This window comes from Halolamina rubra (genome assembly GCF_000739555.1).
Classification (GTDB): Archaea; Halobacteriota; Halobacteria; order Halobacteriales; family Haloferacaceae; genus Halolamina; species Halolamina rubra.
Genome location: NZ_BBJN01000003.1, coordinates 1 through 23216, shown reverse-complemented (window position 1 = coordinate 23216; position 23216 = coordinate 1). Strand labels below are relative to the sequence as shown.

Annotated in this window: 35 protein-coding genes; 28 read left to right on the top strand and 7 right to left on the bottom strand. The window is 67.0% G+C overall.

What is annotated here, in order from left to right; translation table 11 throughout:
• The first annotated feature begins 42 nt into the window (after window positions 1-42).
• Genes ACP95_RS00670 through ACP95_RS00660 form a run of 4 tightly spaced genes read left to right on the top strand, consistent with a single transcriptional unit; the run spans window position 43 to window position 2883 of the window.
• A complete protein-coding gene (locus tag ACP95_RS00670; protein WP_049979362.1) occupies window positions 43-1008 on the top strand; it encodes a phage tail tube protein in 966 nt (321 codons plus the stop codon).
• Window positions 1008-1538 (top strand): hypothetical protein, encoded by a 531-nt coding sequence (locus ACP95_RS00665; RefSeq protein ID WP_049979361.1) that lies wholly within the window; start codon window positions 1008-1010, stop codon window positions 1536-1538. The genes ACP95_RS00670 and ACP95_RS00665 overlap by 1 nt, the downstream gene beginning before the upstream one ends.
• 5 nt (window positions 1539-1543) lie before the next feature.
• The gene (locus ACP95_RS15450) at window positions 1544-1693 is read left to right on the top strand and encodes a hypothetical protein (protein WP_154018395.1); all 150 of its coding nucleotides are present in this window, start codon (window positions 1544-1546) and stop codon (window positions 1691-1693) included.
• Complete coding sequence (locus ACP95_RS00660; protein ID WP_049979360.1) at window positions 1693-2883, top strand: hypothetical protein; 1191 nt, start codon at window positions 1693-1695, stop codon at window positions 2881-2883. Before ACP95_RS15450 ends, ACP95_RS00660 begins: the two co-directional genes overlap by 1 nt.
• On the opposite strand, the gene ACP95_RS00655 is transcribed toward ACP95_RS00660, so the two are convergent.
• Window positions 2876-3061: a hypothetical protein gene (locus tag ACP95_RS00655; RefSeq protein WP_049979359.1), complete on the bottom strand. Its 186-nt coding sequence runs from the start codon at window positions 3059-3061 to the stop codon at window positions 2876-2878. The genes ACP95_RS00660 and ACP95_RS00655 overlap by 8 nt on opposite strands.
• Before the next feature lie 41 nt (window positions 3062-3102).
• Here ACP95_RS00655 and ACP95_RS00650 point away from each other — a divergent pair, with 41 nt between their 5' ends.
• Genes ACP95_RS00650 through ACP95_RS00635 form a run of 4 tightly spaced genes read left to right on the top strand, consistent with a single transcriptional unit; the run spans window position 3103 to window position 7150 of the window.
• Window positions 3103-3756, top strand: coding sequence for a hypothetical protein (locus ACP95_RS00650; RefSeq protein WP_049979358.1), 654 nt, complete (start codon window positions 3103-3105; stop codon window positions 3754-3756).
• Between the two features lie 3 nt (window positions 3757-3759).
• Window positions 3760-4914: a hypothetical protein gene (locus ACP95_RS00645; RefSeq protein WP_049979357.1), complete on the top strand. Its 1155-nt coding sequence runs from the start codon at window positions 3760-3762 to the stop codon at window positions 4912-4914.
• A 48-nt stretch (window positions 4915-4962) separates the two neighbouring features.
• On the top strand, window positions 4963-5352 hold the full coding sequence (locus tag ACP95_RS00640; RefSeq protein ID WP_049979356.1) for a CFI-box-CTERM domain-containing protein: 390 nt from the start codon (window positions 4963-4965) through the stop codon (window positions 5350-5352).
• Complete coding sequence (locus tag ACP95_RS00635; protein ID WP_049979355.1) at window positions 5345-7150, top strand: WD40/YVTN/BNR-like repeat-containing protein; 1806 nt, start codon at window positions 5345-5347, stop codon at window positions 7148-7150. The genes ACP95_RS00640 and ACP95_RS00635 overlap by 8 nt, the downstream gene beginning before the upstream one ends.
• A 116-nt stretch (window positions 7151-7266) precedes the next feature.
• Here ACP95_RS00635 and ACP95_RS00630 read toward each other — a convergent pair whose 3' ends face one another.
• Window positions 7267-7992 carry a site-specific integrase gene (locus ACP95_RS00630; protein WP_049979354.1) on the bottom strand — a complete coding sequence of 242 codons (726 nt, stop codon included), beginning with the start codon at window positions 7990-7992 and terminating at the stop codon, window positions 7267-7269.
• A 286-nt stretch (window positions 7993-8278) separates the two neighbouring features.
• Here ACP95_RS00630 and ACP95_RS00625 point away from each other — a divergent pair, with 286 nt between their 5' ends.
• Both ACP95_RS00625 and ACP95_RS00620 read left to right on the top strand, forming a co-directional pair.
• The gene (locus ACP95_RS00625; RefSeq protein ID WP_049979353.1) at window positions 8279-12376 is read left to right on the top strand and encodes a fibronectin type III domain-containing protein; all 4098 of its coding nucleotides are present in this window, start codon (window positions 8279-8281) and stop codon (window positions 12374-12376) included.
• A 15-nt stretch (window positions 12377-12391) separates the two neighbouring features.
• Complete coding sequence (locus tag ACP95_RS00620) at window positions 12392-12952, top strand: hypothetical protein (protein WP_049979352.1); 561 nt, start codon at window positions 12392-12394, stop codon at window positions 12950-12952.
• On the opposite strand, the gene ACP95_RS00615 is transcribed toward ACP95_RS00620, so the two are convergent.
• The 3 genes from ACP95_RS00615 to ACP95_RS15930 are packed head-to-tail and all read right to left on the bottom strand — an operon-like array spanning window position 12953 to window position 14097.
• Complete coding sequence (locus ACP95_RS00615; RefSeq protein WP_049979351.1) at window positions 12953-13153, bottom strand: hypothetical protein; 201 nt, start codon at window positions 13151-13153, stop codon at window positions 12953-12955.
• The gene (locus tag ACP95_RS00610) at window positions 13146-13739 is read right to left on the bottom strand and encodes a J domain-containing protein (protein ID WP_049979350.1); all 594 of its coding nucleotides are present in this window, start codon (window positions 13737-13739) and stop codon (window positions 13146-13148) included. Before ACP95_RS00610 ends, ACP95_RS00615 begins: the two co-directional genes overlap by 8 nt.
• Window positions 13732-14097 (bottom strand): hypothetical protein, encoded by a 366-nt coding sequence (locus tag ACP95_RS15930; protein WP_202593743.1) that lies wholly within the window; start codon window positions 14095-14097, stop codon window positions 13732-13734. The genes ACP95_RS00610 and ACP95_RS15930 overlap by 8 nt, the downstream gene beginning before the upstream one ends.
• Window positions 14098-14260: 163 nt before the next feature.
• Between ACP95_RS15930 and ACP95_RS00600 the strand changes: the two genes are divergently transcribed.
• From ACP95_RS00600 to ACP95_RS00570, 8 genes are all read left to right on the top strand, one after another.
• Window positions 14261-14563, top strand: coding sequence for a hypothetical protein (locus tag ACP95_RS00600; protein ID WP_049979349.1), 303 nt, complete (start codon window positions 14261-14263; stop codon window positions 14561-14563).
• 17 nt (window positions 14564-14580) lie between these two features.
• Window positions 14581-14916 (top strand): hypothetical protein, encoded by a 336-nt coding sequence (locus ACP95_RS00595; RefSeq protein WP_154018394.1) that lies wholly within the window; start codon window positions 14581-14583, stop codon window positions 14914-14916.
• Window positions 14913-15095, top strand: a complete 183-nt coding sequence (locus ACP95_RS00590; protein ID WP_049979347.1) for a hypothetical protein — start codon at window positions 14913-14915, stop codon at window positions 15093-15095. The genes ACP95_RS00595 and ACP95_RS00590 overlap by 4 nt, the downstream gene beginning before the upstream one ends.
• 108 nt (window positions 15096-15203) lie before the next feature.
• Window positions 15204-15359, top strand: a complete 156-nt coding sequence (locus ACP95_RS15445; RefSeq protein WP_154018393.1) for a hypothetical protein — start codon at window positions 15204-15206, stop codon at window positions 15357-15359.
• Window positions 15352-15624, top strand: a complete 273-nt coding sequence (locus ACP95_RS00585; RefSeq protein WP_049979346.1) for a hypothetical protein — start codon at window positions 15352-15354, stop codon at window positions 15622-15624. The genes ACP95_RS15445 and ACP95_RS00585 overlap by 8 nt, the downstream gene beginning before the upstream one ends.
• The gene (locus tag ACP95_RS00580) at window positions 15617-15814 is read left to right on the top strand and encodes a hypothetical protein (RefSeq protein ID WP_049979345.1); all 198 of its coding nucleotides are present in this window, start codon (window positions 15617-15619) and stop codon (window positions 15812-15814) included. The genes ACP95_RS00585 and ACP95_RS00580 overlap by 8 nt, the downstream gene beginning before the upstream one ends.
• Window positions 15807-16220 carry a hypothetical protein gene (locus ACP95_RS00575; RefSeq protein WP_049979344.1) on the top strand — a complete coding sequence of 138 codons (414 nt, stop codon included), beginning with the start codon at window positions 15807-15809 and terminating at the stop codon, window positions 16218-16220. The genes ACP95_RS00580 and ACP95_RS00575 overlap by 8 nt, the downstream gene beginning before the upstream one ends.
• Window positions 16217-16459, top strand: a complete 243-nt coding sequence (locus ACP95_RS00570; protein ID WP_049979343.1) for a hypothetical protein — start codon at window positions 16217-16219, stop codon at window positions 16457-16459. Before ACP95_RS00575 ends, ACP95_RS00570 begins: the two co-directional genes overlap by 4 nt.
• 383 nt (window positions 16460-16842) lie before the next feature.
• Here the strand turns inward: ACP95_RS00570 and ACP95_RS00565 are convergent, their stop codons facing one another.
• Window positions 16843-17139 carry a MarR family transcriptional regulator gene (locus ACP95_RS00565; RefSeq protein WP_237560367.1) on the bottom strand — a complete coding sequence of 99 codons (297 nt, stop codon included), beginning with the start codon at window positions 17137-17139 and terminating at the stop codon, window positions 16843-16845.
• A 205-nt stretch (window positions 17140-17344) separates the two neighbouring features.
• Here ACP95_RS00565 and ACP95_RS00560 point away from each other — a divergent pair, with 205 nt between their 5' ends.
• The 10 genes from ACP95_RS00560 (at window position 17345) to ACP95_RS15425 (ending at window position 21820) form a co-directional block, all read left to right on the top strand.
• Window positions 17345-17728, top strand: a complete 384-nt coding sequence (locus ACP95_RS00560) for a PadR family transcriptional regulator (protein WP_082224512.1) — start codon at window positions 17345-17347, stop codon at window positions 17726-17728.
• The gene (locus ACP95_RS00555) at window positions 17728-17979 is read left to right on the top strand and encodes a hypothetical protein (RefSeq protein ID WP_049979341.1); all 252 of its coding nucleotides are present in this window, start codon (window positions 17728-17730) and stop codon (window positions 17977-17979) included. The genes ACP95_RS00560 and ACP95_RS00555 overlap by 1 nt, the downstream gene beginning before the upstream one ends.
• Complete coding sequence (locus ACP95_RS00550) at window positions 17972-18349, top strand: hypothetical protein (protein ID WP_049979340.1); 378 nt, start codon at window positions 17972-17974, stop codon at window positions 18347-18349. Before ACP95_RS00555 ends, ACP95_RS00550 begins: the two co-directional genes overlap by 8 nt.
• The gene (locus ACP95_RS00545; protein ID WP_049979339.1) at window positions 18349-18891 is read left to right on the top strand and encodes a hypothetical protein; all 543 of its coding nucleotides are present in this window, start codon (window positions 18349-18351) and stop codon (window positions 18889-18891) included. Before ACP95_RS00550 ends, ACP95_RS00545 begins: the two co-directional genes overlap by 1 nt.
• A complete protein-coding gene (locus ACP95_RS00540) occupies window positions 18891-19700 on the top strand; it encodes a hypothetical protein (protein WP_049979338.1) in 810 nt (269 codons plus the stop codon). The genes ACP95_RS00545 and ACP95_RS00540 overlap by 1 nt, the downstream gene beginning before the upstream one ends.
• The gene (locus tag ACP95_RS15925) at window positions 19700-20869 is read left to right on the top strand and encodes a helix-hairpin-helix domain-containing protein (protein WP_049979337.1); all 1170 of its coding nucleotides are present in this window, start codon (window positions 19700-19702) and stop codon (window positions 20867-20869) included. The genes ACP95_RS00540 and ACP95_RS15925 overlap by 1 nt, the downstream gene beginning before the upstream one ends.
• A complete protein-coding gene (locus ACP95_RS15435) occupies window positions 20859-21005 on the top strand; it encodes a hypothetical protein (RefSeq protein ID WP_154018392.1) in 147 nt (48 codons plus the stop codon). The genes ACP95_RS15925 and ACP95_RS15435 overlap by 11 nt, the downstream gene beginning before the upstream one ends.
• Before the next feature lie 148 nt (window positions 21006-21153).
• A complete protein-coding gene (locus ACP95_RS15430; protein WP_154018391.1) occupies window positions 21154-21318 on the top strand; it encodes a hypothetical protein in 165 nt (54 codons plus the stop codon).
• The gene (locus ACP95_RS00530) at window positions 21318-21659 is read left to right on the top strand and encodes a hypothetical protein (protein ID WP_154018390.1); all 342 of its coding nucleotides are present in this window, start codon (window positions 21318-21320) and stop codon (window positions 21657-21659) included. The genes ACP95_RS15430 and ACP95_RS00530 overlap by 1 nt, the downstream gene beginning before the upstream one ends.
• Window positions 21656-21820 carry a hypothetical protein gene (locus ACP95_RS15425; RefSeq protein WP_154018389.1) on the top strand — a complete coding sequence of 55 codons (165 nt, stop codon included), beginning with the start codon at window positions 21656-21658 and terminating at the stop codon, window positions 21818-21820. Before ACP95_RS00530 ends, ACP95_RS15425 begins: the two co-directional genes overlap by 4 nt.
• Here ACP95_RS15425 and ACP95_RS00525 read toward each other — a convergent pair.
• The gene (locus ACP95_RS00525) at window positions 21793-23046 is read right to left on the bottom strand and encodes a tyrosine-type recombinase/integrase (RefSeq protein WP_082224511.1); all 1254 of its coding nucleotides are present in this window, start codon (window positions 23044-23046) and stop codon (window positions 21793-21795) included. The two genes, ACP95_RS15425 and ACP95_RS00525, sit on opposite strands and share 28 nt — an antisense overlap.
• Between the last annotated feature and the right edge of the window lie 170 nt (window positions 23047-23216).

Here is a 23216-nt window from a genome sequence, read left to right as displayed (position 1 = left end):
GATTTTCCAACTTAACCATGTACGATACATCCACATACCGAGGTGAACAGGCATGACGGGCGCGGCGCCGGCGACCTGGCCTGGCTCCACGAGCCCGTCGACGACTACGCTGGGACGCCGAGCGACGCCGACTACAAGCCCGCCGGGAAGGACGTCACGATCGACAACCTCTCGATCGAGAACGCCCTCGAGCAGTTGCGGAACTTTAGCGCCGAGGCGGTCGACCAGGTGGCGACGACGTTCGAGGGCGCCATCAGCATCAGCGGCACGCTGACGCCGGGGACGATGTGGCTGCTCAACCACGTTTACGGCTCGCCGCCGTCGCAGTCCGGCTCGGGGCCCTACACCTACGAGTGGGCGCCGGACACGCAGCGCGCTCAGTCCGCCCGGTTCTACACCGGCCTGGACTACCTCTCGGGCTACGCCGAGCGAGCCCTCAAGGGCGTCGTCTTCCCGCAGTTCGAGATCACCAACCAGATCGGGGAGACGTCGACGTTCTCGGCGACGGCGTTCTACGCCGACGAGGAGTTCGCCTCGAGCGCGACGCCGGGCTCGGAACCGACAGTCGGCGACCCGTTCGTGTTCCACGGCGGCAACTTCAGCTACGGCGGCAGCTCCCTCGTGAAGATGCAGGAGGCGACGCTGTCGATCGAGACGAACGCCCGCCCGCAGCGTGGGTGGGAGCGCAAGCCCGTCGACGCCGTCCTGGGCGGCATCAACTACACACTCTCGCCGTCGAAGATCGTCACCACGACCGATCTGCTGACCGACGCCTACGGCAACAGTTCGGCGCCGGCGACGAGTCCCAACGCGCTCTCGTCGACGACGGCCACGCTAGATCTGAGCAACGACAGCGACGACCTGGCCCTCGACTGCGCGGGCGTCAAGACGGAGTCCTACGACTGGGAGAGCATCGGCAACCCCGACGAGGACAAGACCGAGGCGCCGGAGCTCAGCCCGACCGAGGTTCGGCCGGCGTTCACCACTGATCTCGCGGAGGCCCGCTGATGCCCGCGGACACCACCACCTACCGCGTCGACGAGCTCATCGACGAGCTGGACGAGCAACTCGACGCGATCGCCGACGAGGCCGCCAGCACCGACGATCCCGAGCAGCGCCAGGCGCTCGACCAGCAGGGGATGAACCTGGAGCAGCAGCTGACCGCGTTCGAGGAGTTGGCCGAGGAGCACGGTGAGCGTTCGGAGCTCACCATCGCCGAGTTCACCGCCGACGAGCGGATGCGCTTCGGCGACCTCCTCGAGGCCGCGCGTGAGCAGGCCGAGCAGCGTGCCGGGTTCGAGGCCGGCTCGAGCATGCGGGAGGTGTACTGGGTCGGCGCCGGCGTCGTCGACGCCCCATGGCTCGCCGGCGACGAGAACATGCAGGAGCGCATCGCGAAGACGCGCGCGGCGGCGGACTGGGACGTGATCCAGCACCTGCGGTCGAAGGTCACGGAGGCCAACACCAAGGGAAATCCGGAGCGGAAGAGCTACGCCGAGCGGCGCGCGGCGAGAGCGCAACAGAACGAGCCCAGCTGACGTTCATGATCATGCTCGTCGCTCGCGAGACTGGATCGGCACCAAGCGAGATCCGCGAGTCCTGGACCATGCAGGAGATCGAGGAGTTCGTGATTTGCCTGCCCGGCATCCGCCGGTTCGGCCACCCGCTGTTCGCCGCTAGAGGTGAACCCTGATGGAGTTCGACACTACAGCCCAATTCGACGCGATCGTCTCCGAGCGCTCGCTGTCGGACGCTCGCGACGACATCGAGTCCGAGCTGGGCGACGTCGAGGTGCAGGTGGCCGCCCAGGTCGACGGCGGCAGCAGCGGCGGCGGCAGTCGCTCGATGGTCGACGAGTTCGAGACCGAGCACCAGCTGAGCGAGCGGCGAAACGAACTCCTCGAGGACCTGCTCGACGCCCAGGAGCAGGACACCTACAACCGCGCTGCTCGCCTGGGTGGCGGCCTCGGCGGCGCCGCGCTCGCCGGCATGCTCGGCGTCGGCGCGATGGGGCTGTCCGCCCTCTCGCAGTTCGAGTGGCCCGAGATGCCACCGCTGAAGCCGCCAGACATCTCGCCCGTGCCCGTCGACGCGCCGTCGTCGATCCCGGTGGACGGCCCCGACTCGATCCCCGTCGACGCCCCCGAAGCCATCCCGGTGGACGTCCCCGAGCTCGACCCGCTCGAACTCGAGAAGCCCGACTGGATCCCGATCCCGATCGCCGGCCCAAGCTCTTCGCCCAGCGGTGACGGTACTGGCGACGGCACCGGGACTGGTGCGCCGGCGCCGACGCCAGACATCGACGAGATTCAGCAGCCCGGTCCTGGGCCTGGGGCTGCTCCAGCGCCGACGGGTAACCCGAACCCACAGCCCCAGCCGACCGGTGACGGCGACCTGCTTCCCGGGCTCAACGTTTCCCCTAGAGATGTGGCGATCGGAGCTGGAGGTGCGGCTGGGGCCGGGCTGCTGGCAAAAGCCATATCTGGCGCTGGCGATGCTGCTGGCGGCGCGGCGAGCTTCTTCGCCGGGCTCCCGGCCAACCTCGCTGCCCGCTCCGCCCGACGTTCTCAGGAGCGCCCGCGCGACCAGCAGACGTGGTTCGATCGACTCGTCGGCGACGCCCTCGAGGGGACCGGCCTCGGCGGGACGTCGACAGCGGCCGGCGCGGCAAGCGCTACCGGAGCGACTCAACTACTCACCCAGTCCGGCCAGCAACGCACTGACCCTGGTCGCGAGCGCTCTCAGCAGACGAAGATCGAGCACTCGCCGACGTACAACGTGCAGAGCCTTCGGGAGCTCGAGCGCCAGCAACGACAGGCGCGACGTGAGCTGGAGCAGCGGATCGACGATCTCCAGAACAGCCTGACCGGCGGCGTCAGGTAGCGTCCTTCGAGTGAGCTTCCTGGTACTGGATGAGTCGCGCTACTGCCCCAAACGCGAGGAACGACATGGCGAGGACCAGCATGTCCGGCTGGGTCAGCCCGAGATACATCCCGAGAACGGCGGCGCTGCCACCGAACACCCCCAGCCAGTTTCGCCGGGCGAACGCGACGACGTCCATGCGGCGACCAAGCACCCCCACCAGAATGAACCTTCCCCCATATGTCACTCCCAGCTGAAGACAAGTTCATCCGCCTGCGCATCACCGGTGATCCAGACGGGACCGGCACCCGCGAGGCGGTGTTCGAGTGGACGACCGGCGACGATCAGACGCCGTTTTCCATAACTGAGACCAAGCGCACCGAAACGCGCACCTTCGGCGGGACGCCGCTCACCTTGTTCAGCGATCTCACCGGCGTCGATCTGCCGACGGAGAACGCCGACGTCGCACTCGACTTCGGAAGCTCCACGTTCGCCCTCGAGCTCGGCGGCGTCGTCTACGCCGAGCAACAGCTGCCGGACGGCTCGGAGTGCCGGTGGGGAGACGGCGACGGCGGCTCGGGCACGCTCACCAAGACCGACGCCCAGGGCTGCCTGCCGGCGTACAAGTCGACCGTCCTCAGCTACTGGCTGCGAAACACGCGGCAGTCCTCCGTGGGGGACCCGCTGGACGAGTCCGACGCCGGCGAGCCGGCCACGCTCGAGACGCTGCAGTACCGCCCCGACGGCGTGTTCGACCCGATCGACGTCATCCTCGAGTCGCCGTCGATGAGCTACTCCTCGGGCACGCCCACGGTCGCCGACATCCAGCTGACCGCCGTCGAGGTGGCGAGCCTCGACCAGGCGCTGGACGCCCTCGCCAACGACGGTCGATAGCCCATGATCAGACGCCTCTACCGCACGCCCATCCCCGAGGGATCGTTCCGCAGCACTGGCGAGACCGCGCGCTCGGAGCTCGCGAAGCTGTCGGCGCTGACCGGCAGCGGCAGTGTCGAGAACACCGGAACCTCGCCGGGCGAGCTCACGCTCCAGGTGCAGTACCGCGGCCAGTACGCCGGCCGCCTCGCCCTCGAGCTGGCGGAGCTCCTCCACAGCGATGCGTTCACCGCCCTCCCCTACGCGCCCGAAAGCGGCAGCGCCGAGGACGACGGCTACTACAGCGCCGAGTCCGTCTCGCCCGGCCGGATCAGGCCCCAGACCGACCGGGCCGTCAACGTCGACGCAACGCTGGCCCGCGACGGAACGCCTGGGGACAGCATCCAGGGCGTCGCAACGAGTCAGGCGCAGGTCGCAAACGACTTCGGCAGTGATCAGACCACCCACATCGGGATTCCCGCGTCGGCGTCGATGGTGCGGTGGTGGGACGGCACCGCCGGCATCGAGTGGCCGGCGCCGATCGACACCCACACTGCGGAGTTCGGCACTCTCGAGATCTACGACGTCGACGCCAGCAGCTTCAGCGACCCGACGCTACTGTACAAGCCAGCCAGCCTCGACGCGATCGGCGACGTCGACGTCGGCGTCTGGGACACCTACGGCGCCAGCTCGAAGACGGACAGTAACGGCGTCGTCCAGTGGCAGCGCGTGTTCTCACCCCAGCACGACCCCCGCGGTGCGATCGTCCTCGAGAACGGCATCCTCCGCCTGACGCTCAACGACGTCGACGAGACGCTCACCGCGGAGTTCTGGACCGGCTACGGCGGTGGCGGGTACGGCGACGGGGACTACGGCGAGTCGACGTGGGACACCATCGACCTCCCGGCGTCAAACTGGGCGCCCGTCGACGTCGACGTCCGCCACATCTCGCCGGCTCGCCTCGAGGCGCGGATCCTCTGGAGTGACGGCAGCCAGCGCTATCCGCTGGACGCGATCCTCACCCGCGGCGCCGACAAGGTGCTGTTCGCCCGAACACCCAACGCGACGAGTGCGACGCCGTCGACGCTCGTCGACTACCTTGACCAGATCGCGAGCACGACGATCTACGACGCCGGCGAGCGCCAGACGCTGGTCGCTCGCGACGAGGTGAGCCAGTAATGTTGCATGCCCATACCTTCATGGTTGAAGGCATGTTCGGGATTGGACATGGGCCTCACACGACGGGTCTTACTCGCGGCGGCGTCGGCGATCACGACCGGCGACGCCGAGGCTGCGACGACGACCGAGACGCAGTCGGGATTCGGGTACGGCGAGGGTGCCTACGGGGAGGCCGGCTACGGCGGGATGCCCGCCGACTGCTTCATCGCGACGGCCGCCTGCGGCACCGACGGCCACGACGACGTGGTCGCCCTGCGACGGTTTCGCGACGACGTCCTCCTCCAGTCCCGCCCTGGCCATCTGGCCGTGCAGACCTACTACACACTGTCCCCGCCGATCGCCCGCTGGATCAGCCGGTCCCCCCGCCGGCGGGCTGCCGTCCGCCGCCTGCTCGTAACGCCCGCCAGCCGACTCACCACCGCCGCAACCGATGACTGACGAACACTACAACCAGCCCGCACAGGGTACCGAGAACTGGGACGACCCGCTCAACGAGAACTTCAGCGACCTCGGCGTCGAGGTCGCGAACGAAGTGGCCACCTGGAGCGACCTGCCCGCGACGACGGAGGTCAGCCAGAGCTCCGACGGCCAGTGGCCCGTCTACCGCGTCGAAGCTGACGACGTCTTCGTGCGCGTCACCGACAGCGCACAGGAGATCGTCGGCGGCCTCGGCAGCACGGATCACAAGCTGCCCGAGCAGCACGTCGAGAAGCTAAGTGCAGATGAAACACAAAGCGCGACCCCTGTCGAACCTGATTACGAGCAGGGGAGCCGTCATACCCAGCTCGGTGCCCATGCGAATCCTGTCTCGCCTAATATCCACTACCACGGGGCACAGTCGCGTGGTAACTTCCGCGTCCGATTCCAGAACGGGGACACGCTCGTTGCTAACCAAGCCAACAGTCCGTTTACGGTGTATCGGTCTACAGACCGAGGGGATACTTGGACGCAGAAGGGAGACCTCAACAGTAGGCCAAATGATGCGCTCGTCGAACTAAGTACCGGCACACTCATCGCTGTCTTAGATGACCAGACAGTTCAGCGGTCGACGGACGGCGGGAGCACTTGGACGCAGGTCGACACGCTCAACCAGAGCGACGGGCAAGTGCGCCCCAACGGCATCACCGAAACGCCGAACGGAACGGTCCTGTACGGCGAATACGGAAACACCAGTGGGGACACGTACCGCATCCGACGCTCCGCCGACGACGGCCAGACGTGGACCACCGTCCGTTCCGAGTCTATCTCTGGCGGTTCTGCACAGTTCCACTCGGTGATGGTTGACCCCCACGACACGGGCAAAATCGTTGCGTTCGTAGACGAGGTTTACCGGACACTCCTCTCCACCGACGACGGTCAGACGTGGACTGAGTTATGGGCGGACGACCGCGCCAAGCCGCTCAATTATATGTTCTTCGAGAACTCGATTGGGTGGGCGCAAGACCGCGGGACGAATAACGGCTGGGTACGCCGCCTGAGCCGTTCGGACTTTTACAACGGCAATCTTGGTCAACTGGAGCATATCGCCCGACCGACGAAGGATGTGGCACCGTACGAGGCGTGGCGAGTTGACCACGATATGTGGCTGCTCAGTTATGCCGCAGGGGACCGAAACAACGACGATTCATCGGAGCCAGTCGCACCGATGTTCTGGGCTGTCTGGGAGGATGGCCGCAGAGCCGCACCGTTGGGGCTGTTTTCACCAGCAGACCAAAAACTGGGCGTGCCGTCAGGCAAGGTCGAGGTACCGACACAGAAGTTTGACAGCCACGCAAACAGCCGGACGTATCTGAGCGTCGATGACTCTCAGTGGTCGCGTTCCAGCGTCCCAATCACAGTGACGCTTGGCGGTGGGGTTGGCAATCAAATGACCAATTCGCTCATGGACGCGATAATTCCCTACGAGGGGCGTGTCCAAGGTGCTGACTCTGGTGGTAGCGTACACAACATATTACGATGGGCGCAGAACCTCGTTCTCAGGAATCCACAAGCGCCGAACACGCCCGAAATACTCCTTCGTGATGATGATGAAATCTGGTTCCGACGAGACGGGTCCATTACAATGGTGTACGATGATGTCTGGCTGAATCTATACGGGAACGGTGTGAAGGACATCAGAAAAGGCGGTTCGTCAGCCCCCGGCCTCCGCTTCCTTGATGGTGCGGGTTTCTTCGTTGATAACAACGGGGAAATAGTCGCCCGCGACGAGGCAGGCAATGAAACCATCATTACGTGAACTTCGTGATAACGAACGTCGCTGTCTATTAGTCACTTCTGAAACCCACCTACCGCCCGTTGTCTTCCTGAGGGGCTGAAAGAAAGGTTGCGAAAAAAGAGGGCGTCGGCGCCGATCTACAGCCGGCGGATCGCCTTCTCGGTTCGCTTGCCTGACTCCGCGAGGTAGTTCTCGGCCGTCTGGTAGCTGGCCCAGCCCATCATGCTCTTCAGCGAGACGATGTCGATCTGCTTGGCCGCCCAGTGGCTCGCGCAGGTCGCCCGCAGCGCGTGCGGGTACGTCGAATCAGGGTCGACCTCCACGTCGGCAGCCTCGGCGGCTCGAGTGACGCGCCGGTTCACGACGCCCCTCGACGCTTCGAACTCGTCGAAGCGGTCGAAGTAGCGCTCGAGGACGATGCGAGCTCGCGTCGACGCCTCGAGCGGGATCTCCCGGGCCGCCGCCTCGGTCTTCGGCGACCACATCATCCGCTCGGCCTCGTCGATGCCGAGGCCGGGGTTGTGCTCGACCATCTGCTCGGCGGCGCCGCGGCAGTGGCCACAGATCCCGCCGTCACGGCCGTCAGTGCAGGACTCGTGCCGCGGGATCACGATCATGCCGCGGTGCCAGTCGATCCAGTCCTCCGTGAGGTGGGCGATCTCGCCGGCGCGCATCCCGAGGCGACCGGCGAGGAAGATGACCAGGCGCGACTCCAGCTCGAAGTAGTCGCCGTCGAGCCGGTGCGTCCCCTCGACCAGAAGTTCGAACTCGCGGTCGTTCAGGGCGTCCTCCTTGCTGTGCCGAGTGTCGTCGCTGTCGGCACGGTACATCCCGCCCTTCGGGGTCGGGGCGTCGACGCTCATCGGCGCCCCTCCGTCGACGGCGCCGTAGCTGTGGGACTATGCTTATCCGTACCGCTGTCGAACGTCCGAGTGCTTCGTTCCATGGCTGGGGCGAAGCAGCGGTCCGTGTCTCCGCACGGGCCGTTTCTGACGAGGACATCCTCGCCAGCCACGGCGTTACCCTGCTTCTTCTCAGGCGAGGCGACGCTCGAGTAAAAGCCTGTTCCCGATCCATGCTCAGCCACATCCACACCGACCGTACCGTCCTGCCGAGTGACGACGATCGCGACCAGCACGAGGTGGCGCAGTGACCTATCTCGTCGAGTCCTTCGAGGACCAGGACCTGTCGGCGTACAGTGGCGACACCGGCGCCGGCTCGATCGTACAGGGTGGCGTCGACGGCAGTTACTGTCTCAGTCTCACCGACGACACGACTGGGACTGTGGAGGTCATCGCCGACCCGTCGCAGTTCGCCAGCGCGCCGACGCGTGGCGACGACTTCGACGTGTTCGTCGGCAACACTGGCCACGACATCCGGGTGACGTTCTTCCGCGAGGACGCCAACAACTTCTTCGAGGTCGCGTGGAACGAGACCTGGGGGCGGTACGAACTGGACGTCGTCGACGGCGGGTCACGCACTAACCGCGTCGACGAGATCGGATCCTCAACTGGTCCGGGATCGTTCTCGCGATGGGCGATCACCTCGAGCTCGTCGTCGGTCTCGATCGAGATCTTCGACGATACCGGCACCAGTCTGGGCACGCTGTCGACGTCGAACTACAGCATCACTGGCGCCGGATGGAGCTTCATCACGAGCGGCGACTCGGGGTCCGGTTTTCTCAACGGTGGCGAGTTCGACTACCTCCACCACTCCGACGCGCCAGCAGTCCCTGACACGCCGACGGTCACGAGCCACACCGACACGTCGGTCACGATCGACTGGCCGAGTGTCAAGACTGCCGACTCCTACAACGTCGAACGCAGCGAGTCCGCGAGCGGGCCGTGGTCGGTCGTTGGCCAGCCAACCGGTAGCGGCTACCAGGACACGGGCCTAGAGAACGGCGAGGGGTATCACTACCGCGTCACGGCGGAGAACCCCAACGGCAGCTCCTCGGCGTCGGGGAGCGTCAGCCAGACCACGGACCTGCCAGCGGCGACGGTCGACTCGGTCAGTCGCACCGCCAGCAACGAGCTCACCGTCCAGTGGTCCCGCAACGACGACAACGCCGAGGGCGAGTGGGAGATCTACCGCTCGACCGCCAGTGGCCAGCTGGGGACGCTCGTCGCCGATGGTCTGGCGCTGTCCTCGCGAGAGTACACCGCGGCCGGCCCGGACGATGGTGAGCGCTACTACCTAACGGTCCGGCGGGTGACACCCGATGCGACCGCCGACGCCCAGGGCTCGGCTGTCACCGAGCTGCCCGCGCCGACGGGCGTGACCGTCGACGGCGTCACTGGTGACCAGATCTCCCTCAGTTGGACGGATAACGCCAACAACGGCGACTACCGCGTCCTCGTCTCTCGCGACGGTGGGTCGACGTGGACCACCGACGGGGACAATCTCGGCACCAACGCGACCAGCTACACGACGACGAACCTCCTCGACGGCGAGCAGTACACGCTGGCGGTCGAGGTCACCACCGAGCACACGGACAGTCGGAGCGGCACCGTCGACGCCACAACCGAGCTCCCCGACGAGGACCAGCCCGTCCTGGGGAACGGTGTCGAGGACGAGGTCGCCGTCGATCGCGAAACAGCGGTCAGCGACTACGGCGACGTCCGCCTGCAGATCCGGGAAACGGGTACGTCGTCGTGGGACTCGACCGCCACCGGCTTCGCCGAGCACCTGCTCGATCATGCGACGCTCTCGGACCAGTTCGCCAGTCGCGAAGACGGCGAGGAGTACGAGGTCCGCTGTCGGACTGAGACCGAGCACGTCACTGGCTCCTGGACGGATCCCGTCGCGATCGTCACGAAGTTCCCTGGCGCCGACAACCTGCGCGTCGACACGGCCGCGGAGACGTCGGTGGCGTTCCTGTGGGACGACAACGCCGACAACGAGGACGGCTTCCGCATCCAGCGTCGGGAACTGTTCCGCGATGGACCAGGCCGGTGGCAGGAGCTGGCTGATCTCGCCCCCAACACCACGAGCTACACTGACGATGCGGCTCTGCCGAACACCAGCTACGAGTACCGCGTCGAGGCCTACACTGACGACACGCAGGCGCTGTCACCGACGCTCGAGGTCACGACCGCCGACGACGGCGTGCCGACCGACGGCATCCCCGCTGAGGGGTGGCACGTCGTCGTCGAGACCGCTGCCGGGGCGCAGGTGGCGCCGACGATCGTGGGCGAGCCGGTTCATCGCCCCCGGCTCAATGATCTCCCGACGGTCGAGATTCCCGTGCCCGACGCAGCGCGGTGGGGTGACTCGGCGGAGTGGGAGCGCCAACCCATGCGGGTCTACTACGACGGCGAGCGCCTGCCGATCGAGCAGGTCCAGCGCGTCCGCCAAGAGCCCGGTCAGGCCATGCTGGTCGGCGTCGGTGGCGTGGCGCTGCGAGAGCGCGTGGCCGTCGACGTGATCGAACAGGACGCACACCTGACCGCCGAGGGGCTCATCCAGGACACACCCTACGCAGCACACGTCGACGACCCCGCGGCGACGACGACAGCCGATCTGCTCCAGCAGAGTGCCGACTCCGAGAGTGAGTGGGACGACCGCTTGGCGACGGCAGTCACCGCAGATGGGCTTTACGAGACCACCAGCACGGGGCAGCTTCAGACCCGCCAGACGGCATACCTCGGCGAGGCTGAAGACGGGTCCTATCAGAACGGCGACCGCGTGATCGACCAGAACTCGGACAAGTGGTCGGCCAACGAGATCATCGCGTTCGACGGCGCCGGGGCCGCAACGTACCACCAGACCGATGTGACGACGGATCACGACATCCCGGCCGACCAGGTCGGCATCGCAGTCCGGTCGCAGGTTCCGAACGACGGCCATCCGGGATTCACACTGACGATCGACGGCGTCCTCGTCGAGAACGTCTCCGCGGATGCGTTCACCGGCAGCGAGACCGAGCCCGACTGGTTCGACGCCAGCGTGACTGGCGACCTTTCGGGGCCGCTGTCGGCTGGCTCCCACACTATCGAGGTGGACTTCGACGACCCCAGTGACGCCAGCAACCCCAGCTTCTACCTTGATTGTGTCCTGCTCTACGACGTCCGCGCCGATCCGGGGCTGGGCAACTCGGTCATCGACGGGGTGCTCCAGAATGTCCATGAGTACCCCAGCGCCGTCCCGATCCAGACCGCCGACGCCCAGTCCGTCCGCCAGGTCGTCGGCGGCCGCCTCGAGGCCGACATCAACGACACCTCCGGCGCACAGGCCGTCGCGATCAGCAACGACTCCGGGGCGACCTGGATCGAGGCCGCAAACAGCAGCACGGTCGAGGGGGCGTTCGCCGATGGGTCGACGTCCATCCGCGCGCGGTTCACCCTCGGCGGCTACGATGCCGACCCGTCGACGTCTCCGGCCGGGCGGACGGCACCGCAGGCGGTCGACCTCTACAGCCTCTATGCAGACCTCGAGGACACGCCGCTACTCGCGAATCGCTCCTGGGACCAGACGCTACTGACCGTCCTGCAGGACATCGCCAGCTACGGCAACTTCATCTTCGAGGTAGTCTGGGACGAGTCGGCGGGGTCGATCGCCGTCGAGTGGACCCAGGCCGGCCAGCGAACGGCGACGGTCGACCCGTCGCTGGTGGACTACCAGGTCGAGACGGACTACAGCAGGATCCACCGCCGCGCCGTGATCTACGGCACGGGCGTCCCGGAGGCGTCGACGATCACCGCCCAGCACGACACCTGGGTCGGCCTCGAGCACGACTGGCTGCACGAGACCGGCGAGGTGGTCGAGAGCGTCGCCGACGGCACCACCTACGAACGGTCGGTCGACTACGAGCTCCGGCCGAACGAGGGCGAGCTCAAGGCGCTCTCGACGGGCAACATCGCCGACGGTGCGGAGCTCCGCGTCAGCTACGACAAGCGCATCCGCGGCACGTTCGAGAGCGGGGACTACGTCGGCGAGTACGAGACCTTCGTCGACGACGTCCCCGCGATCACGACGACGCGCAACGCCGATGCCGCGGCGCTGGCGATCGTCCAGGAGGCGAGCGATCCGCTCGTGACTGCAAGCGTGACGATCGACCGCGAGCCAGGCGTCTCGCTGGTCGAGGCGATCGACCTCGAGCAGCTGCCCGTCGACGAACCGCTCGAGGTGTGGTCCGTGGACAACCAACCCGGCCGGGTGACGATGCAGCTCGGCTCGCGCGAAGAGGTCAGCGAGACCGTCTCCCGGATCCAGGAGCGGCTGGGTGCAACGTCGCGGAAGGTCTGAGCAGGTTCCACCACTATGATCGACACCCCCATTTCGGTAGTCGCACCGCTCGTCGCAACCGCCGCGCTGCTCGGCGTCGCGTGGGCGCTCCGACAGCCGCGCTCGGGCCGCCTGCTTGGGCCCGCGGCGGACTTCTGGGAGTACGGCCGGCGGCTCCTGCTGCCGCTGCTGGACCGCCTGCTGCGCCGACACGCGCCCGGCCAGCACTACGCGGCCTACCAGCTCTCCCTTGACGAGGTCGTCGGGACGATCGACGCCACGCCCGAAGCGGTCGAGCAGCTTCTTTGGGAGAGCGGAGCGAAACGGATGCCGCTCGCGGCGCTGAAGACCCTCCCCGACGGCCGCGTCGAGCGTGGATCCTGGGCCTACCGCGACTCGCTGCTTGCCTCGAAGCAGATTCACGTGATGCTGTTCTCGGCTGGCGAGGGGCGGACGCTTGTCGCGGCGCACGAGGAGGCCAACGCACTCAACCCAGCGGTCGCGATGGATCACTACCGGGGCCGCGGATACGACGTCCCCGCCGGCGAGCGCGCTGTTCGCGAGCGCCTCGACGAGGGCGTGTGGGCAGAAGAGTAGTCAGTCGTCGACGTCGATCTCGTACACTGGCGCGTCGTTGCTGGCGGCGATCGACTCAGCGTCGGTGTCACTCCCATGCAGCCGCACTGCCGCGGAATCGTGTTCGTTCCGCGCGAGCACGTACTGCTTCTCGCCGACGTGGACGATCGCGTCGACCTCCGCGGGTTCTCCGTGGAGGTGGAACTCCCCGTTCTCACTCATCGTCGGCCCCCTCCAGGAGCTCGTCCCGTGCCTGCTGGAGTTCCTGGACGTCGTACTTCTCGCTGGCGCCCTGATCGCCGTGTCCCTCCTTCGCGAGTTCTCGGAACGCGCCGCGGATCACCGGCTCCGGCGCGTCCGGTGAGACACCCAGGATCTCGTGCGGTTCGCGATCGAGGCCGTCATCTGCGGCGCCGGCGACGATCGGCTCCTCGCCCTCGCCCGGCGGGAGCTGCGCGGCGGCGAACTCGTCCTGCCCGGTCACGACGGGGCGATCGCCGCGCTTGCGCGTCTCCTTGATCCAGAGGTAGGCCGACCGCAGGTTCGCAGTCTTGCTCTCGTAGGCGTCGCATGCCACCGCGTGATCGACGCCGTCGGCCGTCCAGCGGACGACGACGCCCGGATCACCGCCCGAACCAGTCACATCGTCGAGGCGCCAGTGGTCGACGTCCATGCGCTCCATCTCTTTCTTCAGGTCGCGTTTGGACTTCCGGAACCCGGTGGAGAACTTCGAGGCGGTGTCGCGCTCGCCGGGCGACGTGCGTTCGAACCCATCCGGCCAGTCGACCTCGTAGGCGCTCTTAGCCATCTCGCTCCACCCCCAGCGCGGCAGCCAGCTCGTCGAGCGCCTCGTCGATCGCCTCCTGGTCGACGCGATCGCGGGCCTCGAGGAGCTCCCGGAACGCCTCGCGAGCTGCGGTGGCGTCGACGCCGCCGACCACGCCGATCTCTTCTCGCCCGCGGTCCGTGATCTCGTAGAGCCCCCGCGTCACTTGACGCACGTAGCCCGCCCGCCCGAGTCGGGTCAGCACCGTGTTGGTGTCGCCCTTGTCGAGTCCGGTCTCGTTTCGGATCAGGTAGGGGTTGGCGCGGCCGTCCGCGAGGACCTCGAGCACCTCCCGGTCGCGGTCGTCCAGTTCGTCCATATCCTCCGTTGCAAGGCTCATGCCTTAACGCCTGATACTCTACGTAGTTACTTAGAACTTCTCCCACACTTACGGAGTAAGAACTAAGTAAGTAGGGCTTGTAGGTGTAACTGAGCACGGGACGTGGCCGCTGAGAAGTGGCCCGGGGCGCTGGCACGCCCCTGACCGTGCTGTCAGAAACAGCATGACCGACAACGAACGCGACACCCAAGACGGTATCGACCTGCCGAGTAGCGCCTACGAACTGGGCGTCGACGCGACCGGCGCGACGCACTATCACTCTGCCATGGCCCACAAGGTGTGGGTTGTCGAGAACGACGAGATCTCGATCAGCTTCGACGTCGACGACATCCAGGACTACCGCGCCCATGTCGCCGACACCCGCGGCTGGGACGAGATCCACCTCAGCGACAAGGGCGCCGCCGGTACGCTCGTCGACCTCGTCGAGGAGGCGATCGAGGGCGGCCGCAACGGGGTGAGCGCCTGATGCCGCCGACGATCACCATGAGCGACGGCACTGAACTCAGCCCGAGCGATCTCGACGACACGCTGCTGCGCGCGCTGCGCGAGCCCATGTTCGTCTGTGTCGCCCACCCAGACGCTCGGGGTGAACACGAGGTCGTCGTCTACAACGAGGACCGGGAGTACTGCGTCAACGTCGACGTGGGCCACTGCACCTGCCCGGCCCAGCAGTACCACCACGGCCCCAACGAGCCGTGCAAGCACCGGATCCGTGCTCAGTTGGCGCTCGGCGAGCGCGAGGTGCCCGAGTGGGTCCAGCTCGAGGCCGTCGACATCTCGCTCCGGAAGCGCCTCGCCGAGATGGAGGTAGACCGATGACGGCGCTCGGAGCTGGCGAGTCGGTGGACATGGAGACCCGCGTCGACGGCGGTCCGACGATCACGCGGGACACGCTCGTCGACGACGCCTACGCGGTCAGCGGAGCGGGCGGCGAACTGAGTCGCGACGAGATCCGCCGGCTGGCCGAGCTGGCTGGCCTGGAGGTGGACGATGCCTGAGCGCCTCCCGTTCGACGAGTATCACGACGCTCGTCGGAAGCACGAGCGGCTCGCCGAGGCCCGTGCAGTCGCCGGTCCCGAGCCAGCAACCGATATGGAGGGCCGTCGATGAGCATCGCTGCTCGATCGCTCCGGTGGCTTGGCGGCAAGGCCGAGGTCCGTCGCGACGGCTCGAGTGTGATCCAACCGCGCTACTGGCTGCACAAGGTGATCGGTGCGAAGCTGCACTGGCTGGCCGACCGGCTGGAGGGCGACGATGTCTGAGGAGGACGTCTACCAGGAGGCGATCGAGACCTGGGGCGAGGACGTCCAGGTGCAGATCGCGATCGAGGAGGTGAACGAACTCGGCGCGGAGCTCTCGCGCCACCTGCGCGGCCGGGGGAACTCCGCCGCGATCTGCGAGGAGATCGCCGACGTCGAGATCATGCTCGAGCAGCTCCGGCACGTGTTCGGAGACAGCCCGGTCGACACCGCGAAGGACGCCAAGCTTGGCCGCCTCCGTGACAGGATGGAGGCCGACGATGAGTGACGAGACGGCGGTGGAGGTTCCCAAGGAGGTGCTGGAGGAGCTGGTCGAAGCGTCCTCGGCGCTCCTCGAGGCCAGGCAGCCGGACGAATACGGGCGGACCGAGGAGGAATCCCGCGCCAACCTACGGGATCTCGCGAGCGCGAAGGACGACGCCGAAGCAGCACTGGCGGAGGTAACCGACGATGAGTGAGCTCCTCCGCGTCCTCGCCGAAGAGGACGTCGACGACGAGGCGCTCCAGGAGGCCGCCGCTGCTGCCCACGCCGTCCTCGAGACCCGAGACATCGGCGTCGAGGGCGTGGCGCCGGTGCTACACGAGGACGCGCGAGACGCTGGCCAGCGGGCGATCGACGAGGCGGTCGACGGTCGCGACGCCCCGCGACTGACGCTCGTGCTGTCACCACCGACCGGCACCAGTCGGCGGCTGCGGATCCGCCCGCATCCCGATCCGGGACTCCCGGCGCTACTCCGCGAGGACGAGCAGGACGGCTGCTCGTGGCGGACGCAGGGGTCCGAGGCGCTCGAGGGGGTCGAAATCGACGGCGACGTCTGGCACGAGGCAGATGCCGACGGTGTCGAGCCGGAGGTGGGGCCATGAGTCGGCGCTCCTTCGCCGATCCGAGCACCGAGTTCGAGCTCGTCGCGTCGCGCACACCGATCTCCGAGGACGGCTACAAGATGGGCGAGCCGAAGCTCGTCCGCTGTAGCGAGTGTGGCGCCGACGTGTTGCTGACCGAGGATCCCTCGCCAGGCATCGACGAACTGAGCCACTCGCCTGGCTGCAGCCAGCGGTTCGTGCGCTCGCGCTGGTGGCAACAGCAGTTCCGCAGCGACTGAGCGCACGTCCTTCTGCAGTCCTTAACCAACAATCCAGCCAGTTGCAACGCTGGTGTTGGTTAAGCCTCTCCGGCACTGCGCACCTGTTATAAAACTCCGGGGAGGGGTGTTGCGTTTGCAACCCCCCTTCTCGGACTTATACGGTGCACCGCCCCGTCGGTGAGGGTATGCGTGGCCCGGCACCGTCCGGAAGTCCGATCGGAACCGGCAGATTCCACAGCTGGCGGGAGGTTTATCAGCGATCGGAACCGGTCGGAACCAACCGGAATACCGCTTTTACGGTGTGGTGTGTCGGGTCACGTATGCGCCGCGCTGTCCCCGTCGACGATCGACGCTCGGCAGCCGCGGCGCTGCCCGGTGGGCGAGTCAGTCAGAAGCGGAGATCACTCGGCGTCGTCGGCGGGCTCGAGCTCGGAGGCGTCGAGCTCCTCGTCGAGGTAGGCCTCGCCGGCGTCGGTGATGCCGAAGAGGCCGTGGTGGACCTTTTCGAGCAGACCGTACTTAGCCAGCTTCGCACACCGTTCGCTGGTGTACTGGCGAGTGGGACCGCCGAAGTCGGAGATCGCCTTCGGCGTGAGGTTGCCACGGTCCCGGATCAGTTCGAGGATCCGGTCGTCGGCCGGAGTCATCCACTCCGCTGGCTGACGCATCGTAGTCGTGTCTGCTGTTGCGGTGCTCATAGGCCCACCGATAAGGGAGTGTACAGCACCCGAGTTAATCAGTCCTTCCCCATAGAGAAAGCAGAGATTAACAACTGTCAGTAAGCTATTTAGGGGAGGCAGGTATAGACGAAGGTGACCCACCAAAATGCCGACGCGTTGCAGCGCGTCGGCGGTGGGTCGGCCCCTACCCTGGGGCTCAACGCAAGCAACCCGGAGCCGACCCATGTCCGAATCAGACACGCGGGGTAATCAGCGTAACCCCACAGACCGCGGTAGTAGTACCGAGAGCGACACCAATCGTAATGCAGCGCCTACCGGAACCCACGCGACGGATCTGACTGCGTTCCAGCGGGACATCCTCGCGATCCTCGCTGAGGAGGCACGCTACGGCCTCGCGATCAAGGAGGCCCTCCAGGAGTACATGGACGAGGAGGTCAACCACGGCCGCCTCTATCCGAACCTCGATGAGCTCGTCGACGACGGGCTGGTCGAGAAGAGCGAACTCGACAAGCGGACGAATCTCTACGAACTCACCACCGACGGGGCGCACGTTCTGCGGAATCACGTCCAGTGGCTCGGCCGCGCGTTCGACGGAGGTGACGCCTGATGGAGCACGTCGACGACGCTCACTCGTCAGTCCAGAACGCGCTGCAGGCCGTCGCCAGTCTCGAACTCGGCTCTCTCAACGAGACCGAGCGCGAGCACGCCGGCGCCGCGATTCTGCACCTCCGCGATCTCGACGAGGCGCTGGCCCAACGGTCGGCGATCGACGCCGAGCAGCTCGGGATGGGGGTGCCTGGTAACCGTCGCGAGCTCGAGACCGGACCCCACGAGCACGAGGTGGAGGCCGATGCCTGAGCAGGTCAGCAAACTGTTCGCCCGGCTGGCCGGGCTCGCCGACGCCGAAGGCGCCGTCCCTGAAGATGGGTCGGGCATCGACGGCGTCTGGATAACGATCGTCCCTGCAATAGACCGCGATCGCGACTGGACGGTCGCGATGAACGCCGACACCGAAGAGCGCCACAACGCCGAGGACGTCCCCGCCGAGGGAGACCGCACCTCGCTCCAGCCGGGGACTGCGATGGTGTGGCTCGGCGAATGGCCCGCCGGCGTACTGAACCCGCACGGCGGCCAGATCGTCGTCGAACAGGCCGATGCGGGGCCGCAGAGTCTCGAGGACGAATTGATCGCCGACGTTGACGCGCGGATCGAGGAGGTGGGCGCCTGATGCGCTGCCCCGACTGCTACGGCCGGACATCGACGCCGGGGCGCTGTCCGAACTGCCGTGCCGAGCACAACGCCCAGGCCGTCGATCACGACCACGACGCCGATCCCACCTGCGCAGGCTGTGGCGAGTTCGCCCCCAACGGTGGCTACTCCGACGCCCGCCCAGGCATGTGGTTCTGCAGCGGTTGTTCGGGCCTCGAGCTCCGCCAGTCCCAGCGCGCTGCCGTCGCCGCGGAGACGCCCGACGCCCTCAACGGCGCCGTTCGCTGGGCCGTCAGCAACGGCGCCGACGACTACCCGGACACCGATCCGGGCGCGCTCGAGGCGGGGTTTGAGACGGCGTCGACGCGCGTCGCGGCCGACGGTGGCCAGCAGCTCTGCGGCCACTGTGAGGAGCCGCTCGACCGTAAGGCCGACGACCCGCCGCTGACGTTCGAGGGCGAGGACGTCCACTGGGACTGCCTCGACGAGGCGATGGAGGCGGCAGACGATGCGGATTGGGACACCGACGCCGAGGTCGCTGCTGACGGAGGTGAGGCCTGATGCACGCCGCCAGCCTGTTCCTTACCCTCAACGAGGCACGCGACCCGACGATCGAGTCGAAGATGGACGGCGAACTGCCGGCCGTCGACGCAGAGGGCGTCCAGTACCTGGACGGTCGCGAACTCTACTTCGGGACCGCCGCGGACTACGTCGAGGAGCAGATTCAGAAGGTCCACATCGACCACGGAAAGATCTCCACCTCTCGCGAGGACGTCATCAACCGGAAGATGGTGGAGTTCTACGCCGACGTCGCCACCGACCCCGGCTTCATCGGCGTCTCGTCGGTTAGTGACGGCGAGTGGCTGGTCAAGCGCATCGCAGCCAAGACCGGCGTCGAAGTGACCGAGACGCGCGTCGACGTCGACGAGTTCGCCGCGCGGATCCGCGAGGAGGCCGAGGCGCCCAACGCCTGGAACGTCAGCCGCCAGGAGGATTACGGCGGCGGGATGGAGGAGACCTCCATCGACTACCACCGCTCGGCGGACCTCGAGGCTGCCCAGAGCGGGACCATCGGCCTCGGCTTCGAGTACTTCTGGGACGACACGCGCGTCGAGGGGATCGTCTACGAGAGCGGCTACGTCGCCCTCTACACCGACACCATCGCCGAAGTGTTCGGCGCGTGGGTCCGCGAGGAAGTGCTTCCACACCTCTACATCCCCGACGTCGACGACGAGGAGACCGACCAGGCGACGCTCACCGAAGACGAGCAGGACAGGGCCGAGGTGGCCGCCACCGACGGCGGTGGCGAGGACCAGCAGAGCCTCGACGACCTGGACACCGTCAACGATCCGGACGGGGGTGGTGCCTGATGGCGGCCGACAGCGCCGACGCGGTCGACACGCCCGACCGCTACGAGCGCCTCGCAGAGCTCGTCGACGCGATCGAGAGCGAAGGCACCCAGGTGACCGACACCGACACGCGGATTTTGCACGACGACACCCTCCGCGCGACGATCGAGGTCGAGATCGACGAGGGGCGTCTGGAGTCAGCCCACAGGCCGACGCTACGTGGCGCGCGGCCACCCACGGTCTCGATCGAGATGCAGGGGGCCGAAAAAGCGCTCGAGGATACCGACATGGACGCCGAGGAGATCGTCGACGAACTCGAGGAGGAGGCACCCGAGGCCCCTCGGGAGTTGTTGTCGGTCAGCGGCGTCGGCGAACGGAAGGCGCGCCTGCTGGCCGGCCACGGCTACAAGACGATCGAGGATCTCGAGGCTGCCAAGCAGTCCGATCTGACGGAGGTCAGCCGAGTCGGTCCTGCACTGGCCGCGCGGATCAAGGCCGATGTCGGCGGTGCCGATGTCTTTGATCACCTCGGGGATGGCGAGCAACACGAATGCAGATTCGCCGATGAGAGTGAGGACCAGAACACCGACGAGACCAACGACTCTGCCGTTGGCGAGCGGGAGGTCGAGCCCGATGTGGACGACGAGACCGTTGACGCGGTTGAAGACGCGACCGACGACGAGGACGAACAGGACGACCAGGCGGCCGCAGGCGAGTCCGCCGCCGACCCACTGGCCAAAGAGATCATCTCGATCCTCGAGGCCGAGGGTGAACTCCGGAGCAGCGACCTCCGGGATCGCGTCGACGGCAACCAGACCGAGTTCTACGCCGCCTGCGACGACCTGAAAGAGGCCACCCGGCTTACCGTTCGCGACGATCCGGACGACGGGCGCCGGAAGCTCTACTCGCTCGCCGATGATCAGGACGACGGCCCCGAGTGGAACGGTCGCGATCCGGAGTCGATCGTCGCCGACAGCAGTCTGCCCGCGCGTGTCGTCCTGGAGGACATCCTCAACGCCGTCGCGGATGCGTCGACGGTGATCGAGGCCGCCGAGACGCTGGACGTCGACGTCGACAACCTCGAACCCGTCTGCTGGCACCTCACCTTAAAGCAGCCCGACAGCCTCGAGATCGTCGGCGACATCGAGGACCGGATCAAGACCGTCCAGGAGGTGGCCGATGTCGAGTAGCACCGACTCGGCTGCCCGCGACGAGATCGAGGAGGTGATCCGCCGCCACTCCGCGGACCTCGACGCCGAGGACCTCCGGGACATCGCCGACCGGCTCGAGACGACTGCCCAGAAGTGGGAGGGGGTGAGCCTCTGATGGCGGACGCCCAGTCGTCCGGCGCCGGGTGTGCCACGCACCGCTGTGCCAACTGCGACCGGCTGTTTCCGAACGCCCCCCACGGTACCGACTGCCCGCGTTGCGGGAGCGTCGCGCTCTGCACGTTCGACGACGTGGAGGTGTGTCGATGAGCATCGCCCCCACGCGCTGGATGTCGTACATCATCGTGGCCGCGGGCACCGTGACGCTGTTCGGCGCGCTCGCGACGATCCTCCACCACGCCGAAGAGATTGGGCTCGCCGCCGCCGCGATCGCGCTCGCCATGCTCGGCCTCATGAGGTGGTCCCGGTGATGCCGAAGATCACCGCCCACCTCGGCGCCGTTCGCTGGCCGATGCGTGGCAACGCCGTCGAGCACCCCCACCACGCCTGGCTGCGCGGCGAGGAGCTCGACATCGCCGAGGCGCCCCACGGGCACGCTCGCGTCCCACGGCACGACGAGGCCCGCTACGACCGAGAGTCCGAGACCGTGATCTTCCGGCGCGGGAACCGGCTCGTCACCTGCTACAGCGTTCGCGAGGAGATGATCACCAACGACCACGGCGAAGCGGTTCGCCAGGCCGTCGAGGCGCAGTTCGGCCCCGTCGAACAGACTCGATCAACCACTGAGCGGTTTACCAAATACGACCGATGAGTACGAGACACCAACCAACGGACGGCGACCCCGAGCGGAAGAGCGAGAGTGAGAAGGACGAACTGCTCGAGCGCCTGGCCGAGCGAGTCGCCGACGACGATCCGGAACTGAGTGCCGCCCTCGAACTGGCGAGTCAGGCGTCGCCGGAGGAGAGCAACTGATGGAGGGCGTCAACGTCCAGGTCGGACCGGCGCTCCTCGACGACCTGCTTCCCCTCGAGGAGCTCCGCGCGTTCGTCCCGGTCGTCGGCCTCGAGCAGCTGGTCGTCGAGTCGCGAAAGGACGCGATCGACGAGCGCTTCCTGTTCGGCGGCCTCCTGACTGAGGACCTGATCGCACTGTCGGCAGCGCGAGCGGTCGGCATCGTTCAGCGCCTCGCAACGGACGCACTCGACCATGTCCGGGCCGTCGTCCTCGACGTCGACGTCGACGCCGTGGGCTTCGGCGATCGCCCGGTCGCTCTGGTCGGAGAAGACGGTGATGTAGCGAGCGGCCTTGTCGGAACCGGTGACCCAGCCGTGGTGATCCTCGAGGAAGGCCTGGTTGACGTTCTGGCTGGCGAGATAGCTGGCCGAGGACTTCCGGAACCGCGTGGGCGTCGGCGTCGCCGGCAGGTCGAGATCGACACGTCGGGCGGCGTTTTTCAACGCGTCGCGCAGGTAGTTCCGCGAGACACGCTCGGGCCGGTCCATCCGCGTCCAGAGGTAGTCGTCGCGATCGCCGGGGTGGCGCTCGAGCCAGTCGCGGACGAAGGGGACGGAGCGGACGATCGTCGGCGATCGACTACCGTTCTTCCCGTTCTCGATGGTGACAGTCAGCCCGTAGTCGCCCTCGGAGATGTTGCCGACCTGGAGCTCGTGGAGCTCGGAGGTCCGCGGGCCCAAGTCCCAGCAGAGAGCGACCAGCGCCTCATCGCGGACGTTGTTACAGCCCTCGAGCATCGGCTTGATGTGATCGTCCCAGCGCAGCATCTGCGCGGGGTCGGGCGCGGGATCGTAGTTGCTCGGGTAGCCAGCGGGCACCCAGTCGAGACACTCCGGGAGCTCGTCGACACCGAGGGAGTGGCGGCCGAAGGCGCGGAAGGCCTGTCGGTAGCCACGGTTCGTCTCGGGGTTGTCGTAGGTGCGGTTGATCCAGCGGACGACGTCCTCGGCGGCGTCACGATCCTCGAGGGCGGCCGCGAGCGTGCCGGGCTCAGTCTCGCGGGCGATCTTGACGGCGCGCATCAACACGTCGCTGTGGTGGCTGTCGGAGACGCCGGCGTTGCCGACGAGCTCCATGTGGTGGTGGGCGTCGAGGATCGCCTCGGCGTCAGCATCACCGAGGCCATCCCGCTCGCGACAGCGCTCAACGTTGCGCTTGATGGCTGTCTTCGGCTGGTCGGTCATACGACTACGCTCACCTGCGGGCCATGTAAACATCATGTTCGGAGCCCGCCCCGGCCTTCTCACGGTTCTCGACGACGACGAGCGAACGGTGTGAACGAGGAGTCCGAGAACCGTTGTCGGGCCGTCGCGGGCGGAGAACCCGGAACGGTCGCCGTGAACGGCGCCTCGCG